Annotated in this window: 10 protein-coding genes; 3 read left to right on the top strand and 7 right to left on the bottom strand. The window is 63.7% G+C overall.

What is annotated here, in order from left to right; translation table 11 throughout:
• Positions 1-208 precede the first annotated feature (208 nt).
• The 3 genes from P7644_RS14200 to P7644_RS14190 all read left to right on the top strand — a co-directional run bounded on the left by P7644_RS14200 (position 209) and on the right by P7644_RS14190 (position 2,538).
• The gene (locus P7644_RS14200) at positions 209-1,396 is read left to right on the top strand and encodes a hypothetical protein (protein ID WP_404299909.1); all 1,188 of its coding nucleotides are present in this window, start codon (positions 209-211) and stop codon (positions 1,394-1,396) included.
• A 76-nt stretch (positions 1,397-1,472) separates the two neighbouring features.
• Positions 1,473-2,147, top strand: coding sequence for a hypothetical protein (locus P7644_RS14195; protein WP_404299908.1), 675 nt, complete (start codon positions 1,473-1,475; stop codon positions 2,145-2,147).
• Positions 2,148-2,223: 76 nt separating this feature from the next.
• Positions 2,224-2,538 carry a single-stranded DNA-binding protein gene (locus P7644_RS14190; RefSeq protein WP_404299907.1) on the top strand — a complete coding sequence of 105 codons (315 nt, stop codon included), beginning with the start codon at positions 2,224-2,226 and terminating at the stop codon, positions 2,536-2,538.
• A gap of 612 nt (positions 2,539-3,150) precedes the next feature.
• On the opposite strand, the gene galU is transcribed toward P7644_RS14190, so the two are convergent.
• From galU to P7644_RS14155, 7 genes are all read right to left on the bottom strand, one after another.
• Complete coding sequence (galU, locus tag P7644_RS14185) at positions 3,151-4,035, bottom strand: UTP--glucose-1-phosphate uridylyltransferase GalU (protein WP_404299906.1); 885 nt, start codon at positions 4,033-4,035, stop codon at positions 3,151-3,153.
• 93 nt (positions 4,036-4,128) lie between these two features.
• Positions 4,129-6,999: a valine--tRNA ligase gene (locus P7644_RS14180; protein ID WP_404299905.1), complete on the bottom strand. Its 2,871-nt coding sequence runs from the start codon at positions 6,997-6,999 to the stop codon at positions 4,129-4,131.
• Positions 7,000-7,191: 192 nt separating this feature from the next.
• Positions 7,192-7,791 carry a hypothetical protein gene (locus P7644_RS14175; RefSeq protein ID WP_404299904.1) on the bottom strand — a complete coding sequence of 200 codons (600 nt, stop codon included), beginning with the start codon at positions 7,789-7,791 and terminating at the stop codon, positions 7,192-7,194.
• Positions 7,788-8,420, bottom strand: coding sequence for an SCO family protein (locus tag P7644_RS14170; RefSeq protein WP_404299903.1), 633 nt, complete (start codon positions 8,418-8,420; stop codon positions 7,788-7,790). The genes P7644_RS14175 and P7644_RS14170 overlap by 4 nt, the downstream gene beginning before the upstream one ends.
• Positions 8,421-8,427: 7 nt before the next feature.
• Positions 8,428-9,024: a c-type cytochrome gene (locus P7644_RS14165; protein ID WP_404299902.1), complete on the bottom strand. Its 597-nt coding sequence runs from the start codon at positions 9,022-9,024 to the stop codon at positions 8,428-8,430.
• Positions 9,025-9,037: 13 nt separating this feature from the next.
• Complete coding sequence (locus P7644_RS14160; protein WP_404299901.1) at positions 9,038-9,685, bottom strand: cbb3-type cytochrome c oxidase subunit II; 648 nt, start codon at positions 9,683-9,685, stop codon at positions 9,038-9,040.
• Positions 9,675-11,330 carry a cbb3-type cytochrome c oxidase subunit I gene (locus P7644_RS14155; protein ID WP_404299900.1) on the bottom strand — a complete coding sequence of 552 codons (1,656 nt, stop codon included), beginning with the start codon at positions 11,328-11,330 and terminating at the stop codon, positions 9,675-9,677. Before P7644_RS14155 ends, P7644_RS14160 begins: the two co-directional genes overlap by 11 nt.
• Positions 11,331-11,605 lie beyond the last annotated feature (275 nt).

The raw sequence follows: 11,605 nt of genomic DNA, 5'->3' as shown, positions 1-11,605 counted from the left end.
GAACAGTTGCCCTATGCCCTGTGAAGACCGGTCGGTGGGCCATCGAGCACGCCCAACATCCGCCTGGCCAGCGAGGTGTGCTGGGTGTTGCCCTTGGGTAGCACAGTCGTTCTGGGCAGTACCTACACGAAGGTAGAGCCGGCAAAAGCCAGCGGGTCACCAACGGTGGCCTGGGATGCCGGACGAACCCACGGAGGGAGACCCAGCCATGAAGAACACGCACGAAGACAGACCCGCCGCATCCCGGGACTACACCCAGATTGACCCAGGGGCAGAAACGCATTGCCCCTCGGACGCCGAGCAGCCTGCCCCTGGGGGGGCGCGCACCTTGTCAGCAGGACAGACACCGAGGTGTCCGGTGCCTCGAGGGCTCACGGCCCAAGTCGGCACACTGGCACTGCAGGACCGCATCTGGAGCCGCTCACTGCTGCTGGTGGACCGGTTCCGGGTCATCCGCACGATAGACATCGCCGTCCACTGCTTTGCCGAGCGGCCGTTCAAAGCAGCGCTCAGTGCAGCGCAACGGGCCGTTAGGGGCATGGTCAAAGCCCATTTGCTTGCAAGGTACCGCACAGACCGGTTCATGACCGTCTACGGGCTCACCCAGGTGGGTGCTCAGTGGCTGGAAGACCGCGGGTTTGAAGCCTCAGCTTCAGTGCGTCGGGTGACTGACATGACGAACCCCGAGCATCGACTTTGGTCGCAGTTCCTGACGCTGTGTGCCGAGGCGCGGGGGTTGCAAGCAATGACAGAACAAGAGTTGTTGCTTGCCCTCAACCATGACCTCAAGCCCGGCCAGAGCCCTGTGCAAGGGTTGCTGCACGTGACGACCCGCTCTGCGGGCAAACGCCATCACCTGACGCTGCGACCCGACGCCCTAGCGATGGAACCCGACGGCATCACCTGGTTTGAGGTGGACCGCAGCGCGCGTGGCTCAGACCGTGCGGCGTCCTTGAGGGCGTTGGTACTGTCCATGGGCGCCAAGACCACTTTGGGGCAACCACTACGGCGCGTCATGGTGTTCAGCCGCACCAGCCGCATCCACCAACGTGTGCTGGCCACGCTGGATGGCTTGGTCAAGGACAGCGCGACGGTGGGGTTTATGGAGGGTCGGCGTCAGCTCAAGCCGGTCGAGTCCGGCTGCTACGAGGTGCATCAGACCATCGAGGTAAGGCTGCGTGACGGTCGTACACGACTGCAGGACCAGCTCGCAGGTCACGTCATCGTGCAAGAGCTCCCGATTTGGCTGCCCCGGGTGAGACTCGACGGACGCGGAGACTGGTCGATGCGAGGGTGGTTTGACGACAACTACCTGCCTTACCGCAGACCGGCGGCCACGGCGCCGTGGACACAACTGAAGTCGCCCTTATTACAGCCGCCCCGCAGGCTCGATTGAATCGACGCGCTGTCATGTTCGCCGTTGTCGGCCGGTGTCTATACGTCATGCGGAATCCACCGCGACAAGGACATCCATGAACATCACAGACCACACCATTTTTGAAAGCCAAAAAACAAGCCACCGAGCCCAATACACCATGGCTCGGCTCATGTCGCCCCAGGAAGTTGAAGAGGCCGCCAAAGACCATGACCAACGGACCCGCCAGCGTGTCAGAGGTCACTGGTTTCTCTGCGGTGATTGCAGCCAAGAAATGTTTGACGACATTGCCCGGCAGGGTGACGTAGCACTTCGCCACGCGCTGGGCGTAATCCAGCGAGACGATGGCACCAAGTTCTTGGTCGTTACCCACCAGCTGGGGAACGCTCAGCACCGCTTCCTGGTGCCGATGTGGGACCCCAGAGTGCCCGACTTGTTGGACGCAGTGAGCCTGGGGCGCTACTCCATCTCGCTGGCACGCAAGGGGGACACGCAAGCCCTGGTCTTGTCCGCCGCTGCAAATGCTCCGTTGGCCGCAGAGTTGCAAAAGCATCTGGACATGCCCACTCCTGACACGCCGCAACTGCAGGCGCTGTTGCGAGCGCTGCCGCGGTTCATGGAGACGGCGGCCGAACCCGAGCATTTCCCCAACTTGATGGAGGGGGTGAAGGTCACAGACGTCAGTCTCTCCATCGTGTTCGACGCCATGCTGCCCAACCTCAGCAAATTGCTGGTGAACAAAGTTGGGGCCAACGGTGCCACCCTGCACTGAAAAACGCCATCGGTTGCTACACGACTGTGAGACGCATCGAAATCGTTCGCTGCGCTCACAGACAAGGACACAAGACATGCAAGTTTTCGCAAACGTAGCGACCCAGCCTGAGCGCAAGACCTCCAAATCCACTGGTAAGGCGTATTACGAGTTCCGGGTGGCCGAGAGCCAGCGGGGAGCCAGTGAGGCCCCGTGTTGGTTCACCGTTCGAGTCATGAAAGAAGCCAATCCGGAGTTGAACAAAGGGGACTTTGTGAAAGTGACAGGCAAGTTGAAAGCAGATTTCTACCTGTCCAGGGAGGGCAAGCCGACCGGCACGCTGCTCATCATTGCTTTCGAAGCAGCAAAGATTGCACGGCCACAGGCTCTCTCTGTCGCGGAAGAAGGGTAACGGAGGTAACGGGGTAACAAAGGTGCTGCGACCTCCCCCCTGACGCAAGGCAACAACCAGCAACGATGATTTCAGCCCCTGCAGCCATGCTGTGGGGGCTTTTCTTCTTTACCCATCAATCGATGCCGGTCGGTGGCTGAGCGAGGTAGCTCTGCTGCAACCGAGATAGGCACGGAAGATGGCTGAAAACCCACGAGTTTTGGAGTTTTTAATGCTAGCATTAAGCTCAGTTTGGAGTAGCGACGTGTTACACAAACTGTTCGTTTGGGCTGTGTAACAGATTTCTGTAAGTTATTGATTTTTTAGTGGTTTTTTCTGTGGCTATTGGTCTCCCATCAGCCACCCCAAAAACGCTAAAAACAAGGACCCTTGGGTCCTTGTTTCGTTTTAGGGGGGTGTCAGGGGTGAAAGCAGAAATTGCCTGCCTGTGCTCCCGGCCGACTTTCGCGAGATTGCTTCGTGCTCGGCAACAGCTTCGTATGGACGCGTGCCCGCGCATCCGGCTTGGATGTGTTGGAACATTTGGCGTGTCAGATCGCCGGAGGGCAGGCGACTATCCCCGCCACAGCAGGAAGCGCCGGATCAAACGGCGCACGAAAGAGTGGCTGGCTATTACAGCGCCAATCCCTTGAGATACTGGCGGAATGATTCACCCACCTGGGGGTGCTGCAGGGCTAGCTCCACAGAGGCCTCGAGAAACCCCTCTTTGCTACCACAATCGTAGCGTTTTCCGCTGTACTGGTAAGCGTAGACGGCCTCATGGGTCATCAGGCGGGCGATAGCGTCGGTGAGCTGGATCTCGCCGCCCACGCCGCGTGGCTGGTTGCGGATTTCTTCAAAAATGCGCGGGGTCAGCACATAGCGGCCTGCTACGCCCATGCGCGAGGGGGCCTTCTCTGGTGCCGGTTTTTCCACGATTTCATCCACGCGCAAGAGCGGGCCGCCGGCCGGCTCGCCCCTGACGATGCCGTAGCGGCGCGTGTGCTCCTGCGGCACCTCCTGCACCGCCAGCAAGGATCGGCCCTGTTTTTCAAACGCCGTCGTCATCTGCGCCATCACGCCCGGGCCACCGTTGTCGCCCACCATCAGGTCATCGGCCAGCAGCACGGCAAAAGGCTCATTGCCGACGAGGGGCTCGGCGCAGAGCACTGCGTGGCCCAGGCCCAGGCTGCGCGGCTGGCGCACGAACAGGCAGTTCATGTCGGCAGGGGCGATGCTGCGCACCAGCGCCAGCATCTCCTGCTTGCCGGCTTGTTCCAGCTCGTTTTCCAGCTCGTAGGCGGTATCGAAATGGTCCTCGATGGCGCGCTTGCTGCGGCCGGTGACGAACACCATGTCACGTATACCGGCCTCGTAGGCTTCCTCCACGGCGTACTGGATCAGCGGCTTGTCGACCACGGGCAGCATTTCCTTCGGGGATGCCTTGGTGGCGGGCAGAAAGCGGGTGCCGAGACCGGCGACAGGGAAAACGGCTTTACGGACGCGGGTGGTGGTCATACGGTTCCTGGTCTTTGGGTTTTAGTCTGTTTTCCTGTCCCCTGTGGGAGGGGCGCCCTGGCCGGCAAGATACCAGCGCTCCCAGGGGGGCAGTCAGCCCAGGCGGGCGAGTTGCTCCTGGATGCGCGAGAGCGTGCCGCCGAAATCGGCCAGGCGCTTCTTTTCCTGCTCGATCACCGCCGGCGGCGCCTTGGCGACGAAGGCCTTGTTGGAGAGTTTGGCGTTGGCCTTGGTGATTTCGCCTTGCAGGCGCGCGGCCTCCTTGGACAGTCGGACCTTCTCCGCGGCGACGTCGACCTCGACAAACAGCGCCAGGCGCGCGCCGCCGACCATGTTGACCGGTGCGTTTTGCGCGGCCTGGGCCCAGGCGGCGTCTTCGTCAAACACCTTGACCTCGCTGAGCTTGGCCAGGTTTTGCAGCACCGCCGCGTTGGCGCGCAGGAAGGCGGCATCCTCGTCGGTGTCGGCCACGGCCAGCAGCGGCAGGCGCTGCGCGGGCGAGACGCCCATCTCGCCCCGCAGGGTGCGGCAGGCGTCCACCATCTGCTTGAGGCGCTCGACATAGCTCTCGGCGGCTTCGTCGATCTTGGCGGGCTGTGCCTGTGGATAGGCGGCGATGGCGATGGATGCGCCTTTCAATCCTGCCACCGGTGCCACCACCTGCCACAGCGCCTCGGTCACGAAGGGGATGATGGGGTGTGCCAGGCGCAGGATGGCCTCCAGCGTGCGGATCAGCGTGCGGCGCGTGGCGCGCTGCTGGGCCACGCTGCCGGTCTGGATCTGCACCTTGGCGATCTCCAGGTACCAGTCGCAGAACTCGTTCCAGACGAAGTCGTAGATCTGGTTGGCGACGTTGTCCAGGCGGTATTCGGCAAAGCCCTTGGCGACCTCGGCCTCGACCTTTTGCAGCCGCGAGACGATCCAGCGATCAGGCTGGCTGAAACTGAGGTAGGCCTCTTCGCAGCCTTGGGTGTTGTCCAGGCCGCAGTCCTGGCCCTCGCAGTTCATCAGCACGAAGCGGCTGGCGTTCCAGAGCTTGTTGCAGAAGTTGCGGTAGCCCTCGCAGCGCTTGCTGTCGAAGTTGATGGAGCGGCCCAGGCTGGCGAGCGCGGCGAAGGTGAAGCGCAGCGCGTCGGCGCCGTAGGCGGGAATGCCGTCGGGGAATTCCTTTTGCGTGTTCTTGCGCACCGTGGGCGCGGTCTCGGGACGGCGCAGGCCCTGGGTGCGTTTGTCCAGCAGGGGTTCGAGGGAAATGCCGTCGATCAGGTCCACCGGGTCGAGCACGTTGCCTTCGCTCTTGCTCATTTTCTTGCCGTGCGCGTCCAGCACCAGGCCGTGGATATAGACATGCCTGAACGGCACGCGGCCGGTGAAATGCGTGGTCATCATGATCATCCGGGCGACCCAGAAGAAGATGATGTCGTAGCCCGTGACCAGCACGGAGGAGGGCAGGTAGAGGTTGTAGTCGTCGGTGGCCGCATCCGTCTGGTTTGGCCAGCCCATGGTGGAGAAGGGCACGAGGGCGGAGGAGTACCAGGTGTCGAGCACGTCCTCGTCGCGGCGCAGGACTTTTCCGGGGGCCTGGGCCTGTGCCTCGGCCTCGGAGCGTGCCACATAGACTTGGCCGTCCTCGTCGTACCAGGCGGGGATCTGGTGGCCCCACCAGAGCTGGCGCGAAATGCACCAGTCCTGGATGTTGTTCATCCACTGGTTGTAGGTATTGACCCAGTTCTCGGGCACGAAGCTGACCTGGCCGCTGGCGACCGCATCGATCGCCTTTTGCGCGATGCTCTTGCCCGTGGCGTCGCCCTGGCCCACCTTGTTCATGGCGACGAACCACTGGTCGGTCAGCATGGGCTCGATCACTTGGCCGGTGCGGGTGCAGATCGGCACCATGAGCTTGTGCTTCTTGGTTTCGACCAGCAGGCCCAGGGCCTCCAGGTCGGCCACCACGGCCTTGCGGGCGGCGAAGCGGTCCATGCCGCGGTATTTCTCGGGTGCGTTGTCGTTGATGGTGGCCGTGAGCGTCAGCACGCAGATCATCGGCAACTGGTGGCGCTGGCCCACGGCGTAGTCGTTCTGGTCGTGCGCGGGCGTGACCTTGACCACGCCGGTGCCGAATTCCTTATCGACGTAGGCGTCGGCAATCACCGGGATCTCGCGCTCGCACAGCGGCAGCTTGACCATCTTGCCGATCAGATGCCGGTAGCGCTCGTCCTCGGGGTGCACCATCACCGCCACGTCGCCCAGCATGGTCTCGGGCCGCGTGGTGGCCACCACCAACTGGCCCGAACCGTCGGCCAGCGGATAGGCGATATGCCAGAGCGAGCCGTCCTTCTCCTCGTTCTCCACCTCCAGGTCGGACACGGCGGACTGCAGCTTCGGGTCCCAGTTCACCAGGCGCTTGCCGCGGTAGATCAGCCCTTGTGCATACAGCTTGACGAAGGTTTCGGTGACGACCTTGGAGAGCTTGTCGTCCATGGTGAAGTACTCGCGGCTCCAGTCCACTGTGTCGCCCAGGCGGCGCATCTGCGTGGTGATGGTGTTGCCCGACTGCTCCTTCCACTCCCACACCTTCTTCACGAAATCGGGCCGGCCCAGGTCATGGCGGCTCACGCCCTGTTCCTGCAGCTGGCGCTCCACCACGATCTGCGTGGCGATGCCGGCATGGTCGGTGCCCGGAATCCAGGCCGTGTTGCAGCCCAGCATGCGGTGGTAGCGCGTGAGGCTGTCCATGATGGTCTGGTTGAAGGCGTGGCCCATGTGCAGCGTGCCGGTCACATTGGGTGGGGGCAGCTGGATGGCGAAGGCGGGTTGCTGCGCATCGGCCTGGCCCGTGCCACGCACGCCTGCGCGGCCATAGCCGCGCTGTTCCCACTCGGGACCCCAGTGCGCTTCCAGCGGGGCGGGGTCAAAGGACTTGGACAGGGATTGCAGACCGGGTTGTGCAGGGGTGTCGCTCATGGCAATGAAAAACGGCATCCCGTGGGATGCCGCTTGGGTGGCAATGGTTCGGAGGATGGGGCATTTTATTCGCTTACTGGATGCTCCTTGTTTTATAGCTATAAGCGCCTTGTAGTAAGGCAATATATTAATCAATTTAGGCCAAAAACGTATGTCTGGCAAGCGCTGGAAGCTATCGTAAAGAGAGCGTTTCTAGGGCGGCACCAGCCGCGCATCTTCGCGCCGCACCAGCCGCCAGGCGGTATGTGCGAGCCAGGCGATGGCCAGCAGGGTCCCCAGGGCGATGAGCCAGCGGCCCAGGCGCTCCTGGTCGTCCTGCAGGTAGGCGTTGCACAGGCGCAGGGGCGAGTCGATGTAGAGCTGCCCGACGACAACCATCATGGGCAGCAGCATGCCCAGGAAAAAACTCTGCACCACCAGCCCTGCCGGGCGCCAGGACAGGCGCAGCAGGGCGCCGGCGAGCAGCAACGCGGCGCATTTGGCGGCCTCGATGCCCAGGTCACGCAGCGCCAGGTCGAGCACGCGCGGCACCATGAGCACCGACAGCACCACGCCCACCCCTACCAGGCCGGCGATGCCATGGGCGTTGCAGCTGGCGATGGCGCTGCGTGCGCGCCGCGGCAGGGCCGAGGCAAGCAGCGTGCCGGCCAGCAGCCACAGCGGGAACTGCAGCAGCATGTGGCGCCACATGGTGGCTTCAAGCCACTGGCGCGCACCCGGCCAGGCCAGCACGGCCAGCAGGATCAGCCCCAGGGCAGCCTGGTGTCTGGGTTGGCGGCAGGGCAGTTTCATGGCGGTGTGTTTGCCAGGTGGCGTGCGTAGTCCAGCGCCAGCTGCTGCTCGGCCAGATCGAAAATGCGCACCATGCGCCCATGTGCGTCAAACACCAGCAACGCGGCGTTGTGCTCGTAGTCGCCGCGGCCATCGGGCACCACCACCACCCCCAGGCGCTGCAGCAGTGCGGCTTGCTGCGTCGCATCGGGCACGCGCACGAAGCGCCACAGGTCGAAGTCGGCGCGCAGGCCCTGTGCATAGGCAGCCAGGGCGGCAGGGTCGTCGCGTGCGCCGTCAAAGCTGATGGACAGCAACCGGACCTTGGGGACATGGCCGGTTGCCCGGTCGGCCTGCAGTGCGGCCTGCAGCTGCTGGAAGCTGCTGCCGAGCGACAGGCACACGGTCTCGCAGCGGGTGTAGAAAAAATCCACTACCGTGGTGCCGCCGCCCGCGGCCAGCAGCGCCGGCAGGCTGGCGTTGATGGCCGTGCCTTGTACGGCAACGGACGGTGCCTCGATGGGGCGCAACGCCACCTCCAGGCGACGCGCGCCCTCGTCGGTCCAGACCTGGAAATCGTAGGTCAGCCAACGTGCGGCGGCCCAGCCGCCGAGTACCAGCAGGGCGCTCAGCAGCGCGGTGCGCCACATGGCTGGGTCATTTCAGCAAGGCCTTGAGGGCCGCCTCGCCCTCGAACGGGGTCTTGCGCTCGGCGCCGGCCTTGCGCTCGTCTTCGAACAGCTTGGCATCCAGCGCCTCGCCCTTGTTCGACCAGCTATTGCGGATGTAGCTGGCCACGCCCGCGAGCTCGGCGTCCGAGAGCTGCGCGAAGCTGGGCATCGCACCCTGGTATTTGTTGCCCTTGACGGTGATCTCGCCCGTGACGCCGTGCAGCAGGATGTTGGCCAGCACGCGCGCATCGCCCTGCACCCATTCCGAGCCATCGAGCGGCGGGAACACGCCCGGCAGGCCAGCACCCGTGGCCTGGTGGCAGGCGGCGCACTGCGCGGCAAAGATCGCCTTGCCGTCGACGGCCGCTCCGGCGGCAGCGGCCACCGGGCCCGAGAGCTCGGTGCGCGTGCGCTGGTCGCCATACTGGGACAGGTTCAGAGGCTCGGTGTTCAGGATGTAGACCACCGCCCACACCACCATGGCGGCCGCCACCAGCAGGACGACCAGGGGCATGGGGCGGACGGCTTCTTCGGGGTCTTCGTTTTCGCGCTGCTGTGCGCGTGTAACCGGGTCTTGGCTCATGCTCACAGTCCTTTCATGAGGCGGGCGTCGGCCTGGGGGCCGGTGACGCGGAAGAGGTCTTGGCGCCCGCGGCCTCGTGCGGCTCGGGCGGCAGCACCGGGTAGTTGCGCTTGAGCGCTTGCAGGTACTTCACGAGATCCAGTGCTTCGGGCGTGGGCACGACGACCTTGCCCGCCGGGGTGTGGCCGGACGGCAGCTTGAGCGGCTCTTCACCCGGTTCGGCCTGGTCCTTGATGTCGAACAGATAGGGGTAGGAGGGCATGATCGAGCCCGGCACATAGGCGCGCGGCTGGTACAGGTGGCCCAGGTGCCAGTCCTTGCTGGGCTGGCGCACGCCGATGTTGAACAGATCGGGCCCGGTGCGCATGCTGCCCAGCAGGTGCGGCTTGTCGTAGAAATAGTCGCCCGGCACCGAGGCCCGGCCCCAGCCACGCTTGGCGTCCGGCGCAAAGCTCTCGGAGCGCGGCTGCTGGCTGTGGCAGTAGACGCAGCCGTTGGCGATGTAGCTGGCGCGCCCGCGCAGCTCGGCGCTGGTGTAGGGTTTGAGCCCTTCGGGCGGCTTTACGTCGCGCACCTGGACATAGGGCAGGATCACCAGCGCCGAGACGGCGATGGCAAAGGTCACCATGGCACCCGCGGTGAGTTTGGTTTCATTCTCCATGAGCGAGCTCCACCGCCTTGGGTTGGTTCGAGAACAGTGCGGCGCCGGCGCGATCGGGTCCGAAGCGCAGGGCCATGGCCAGGAAGTGGAAGACGAAGACCAGGTGGCTGGCGACCATCAGGCCGCCGCCCACGCTGCGCCACTGCAGCCACGGAATCGTCACCGCCACCGAATCCATGAACGGGCGGGACTCGTCCAGCATGGCCAGGCCCTGCAGCCAGCCGCCGTAGGTCAGGCCCACGAAATAAATCATGATGCCGATGGCCGCGAGCCAGAAATGCCAGGAAATCAGCCTGGGGAAAGGCCACTCCCAATTCATGATGCGCGGCATCATGAAATAGATGGCGCCGAACAGCACCATGGTCACGAAGCCATAGGCGCCCAGGTGGGCGTGGGCCACGGTGAAATGCGTGAAGTGCGCCACCTGCTGCACCGAGCGCAGCGCCTCGAACGAACCCTGCAGCGATGACAGCAGGTACATGAAGCCGCCAAACATCATGAAGCGCAGCGTGGGCGAATAACGTCCCAGGCGCATGCGCCCCTTCATGGTCAGCCCCATGTTGATGGAGAAGGCCAGCACCGGGATGATCATCATCATGCTCTGCACGATGGACAGCGTGACCAGCCAGCCCGGCACCGGGCCGCCGACCAGGTGGTGGCCGCCGACCTGGGCGTAGAAGAAGGCCAGCGTCCAGAAGCCCAGGATGGATAGGTTGTACGAGCGGATCGGCCGCGCGATGATCTTGGGCAGAAAGTAGTAGATGGCGCCCACGGCCACGGGCGTGAACCACAGGCCCAGTACGTTGTGGCCGTACCACCAGTTCATCGCCGCCTGCTGCACGCCGAAGTGCACGCCGGGCATCTTGCCGACAATGAACAAGAGCGTGATCCACAGCAGGCCTGCCGTGTGGTACCAGGTCGTCACGTACAGCGATTCGACCTTGCGGTTCACCAGCGTGTACATCACCGGGCCAATGATGCAGACCATGCCGGCGGCAAAGAAGATGCCGATCTGCCAGGGCATTTCCAGGTATTCCAGGCCGTCCGTCCAGCCCGCGCCGATGGCGCCGATGCCGCTGGCAATGGCGGTGTTGACCAGGGCGCCGCCCATCATGATCCACATCGGGCCAATCAGCGGCCGGCGCAGCAGGCGCGGCATGAGCCAGATGATGATGGCCAGCTCGGCGTTGGTGATCCAGCCATAGAGCACGGCCGTGAGGTGCACGGTGCGGATGCGCCCGAAGGTCATCCAGGCCTCACTCACCAGCCAGTCGGGCCAGTGCAGCTTGAGCGAGGCCGTCAGCCCGGCGATGCCGCCAAACAGCAGCCACATGCAGGCAAAGGCGATGAACATGAAGACCGGGAAGGCGCTGGAGCGGTCGGCCGCAATGCGGTCCTGGATCTCCTGGGCATCGGGAAGATGGGTGGAGTCTCCGGGCTCGGCGGCCGCGGCCTGAAAGTGCTGCTGCCCGGCCTGACCCAGCGCCGGATCGTCAATGTGGCCGATTTCGCCCCTGGCAAAAATCGCCGAGGCGGCCTTGGGGTTCTCTACCAGCAGGCCTTTGCGCAGAGACCATATGAAGACGAAAAGTCCAATGATGGACAGCAGGAAGGCGCCCAGCAGGCTTAAAACGGCACTGTCCATGGCTGGCTCCCTTTCGGATCTGGTGGCATATCTATACACCTATTGATTGATGAGGCGCAAGCGCCTTCCTGCAGCGTCGTGCTAAAGGCGAATGTTCGCAATCTTAAAGTTCATTTTTAATGAATGTTTTTTGGCATGCAAACCCATGCCTGCAGCGTTGTTACCCGATGGCAAGCAGCGCCATCGGGGCGGGTTCTATGCGTGTGGTTTCAGTGCGTGAGTTTCGGCCTTGGCCGAGCGCAGCCGTTTTGGCCTGGCGAGCGGGCTGGGGCAAA

It is taken from the genome of Alicycliphilus denitrificans (genome assembly GCF_044792555.1).
Taxonomy (GTDB): Bacteria; Pseudomonadota; Gammaproteobacteria; order Burkholderiales; family Burkholderiaceae_C; genus Alicycliphilus; species Alicycliphilus denitrificans_A.
The sequence above is the reverse complement of the archived record's forward strand: the minus strand, read 5'-3'. Positions and strand labels throughout refer to the sequence as shown.

Excerpts from the sequence above, each read along its gene's own strand:
- P7644_RS14180 (WP_404299905.1), bottom strand. The coding sequence starts at position 6,999 with ATGAGCGACACCCCTGCACAACCCGGTCTGCAATCCCTGTCCAAGTCC.
- P7644_RS14160 (WP_404299901.1), bottom strand. The coding sequence starts at position 9,685 with ATGGAGAATGAAACCAAACTCACCGCGGGTGCCATGGTGACCTTTGCC.
- P7644_RS14195 (WP_404299908.1), top strand. The coding sequence starts at position 1,473 with ATGAACATCACAGACCACACCATTTTTGAAAGCCAAAAAACAAGCCAC.
- P7644_RS14200 (WP_404299909.1), top strand. The coding sequence starts at position 209 with ATGAAGAACACGCACGAAGACAGACCCGCCGCATCCCGGGACTACACC.
- galU (WP_404299906.1), bottom strand. The coding sequence starts at position 4,035 with ATGACCACCACCCGCGTCCGTAAAGCCGTTTTCCCTGTCGCCGGTCTC.
- P7644_RS14170 (WP_404299903.1), bottom strand. The coding sequence starts at position 8,420 with ATGTGGCGCACCGCGCTGCTGAGCGCCCTGCTGGTACTCGGCGGCTGG.
- P7644_RS14155 (WP_404299900.1), bottom strand. The coding sequence starts at position 11,330 with ATGGACAGTGCCGTTTTAAGCCTGCTGGGCGCCTTCCTGCTGTCCATC.
- P7644_RS14175 (WP_404299904.1), bottom strand. The coding sequence starts at position 7,791 with ATGAAACTGCCCTGCCGCCAACCCAGACACCAGGCTGCCCTGGGGCTG.
- P7644_RS14165 (WP_404299902.1), bottom strand. The coding sequence starts at position 9,024 with ATGAGCCAAGACCCGGTTACACGCGCACAGCAGCGCGAAAACGAAGAC.
- P7644_RS14190 (WP_404299907.1), top strand. The coding sequence starts at position 2,224 with ATGCAAGTTTTCGCAAACGTAGCGACCCAGCCTGAGCGCAAGACCTCC.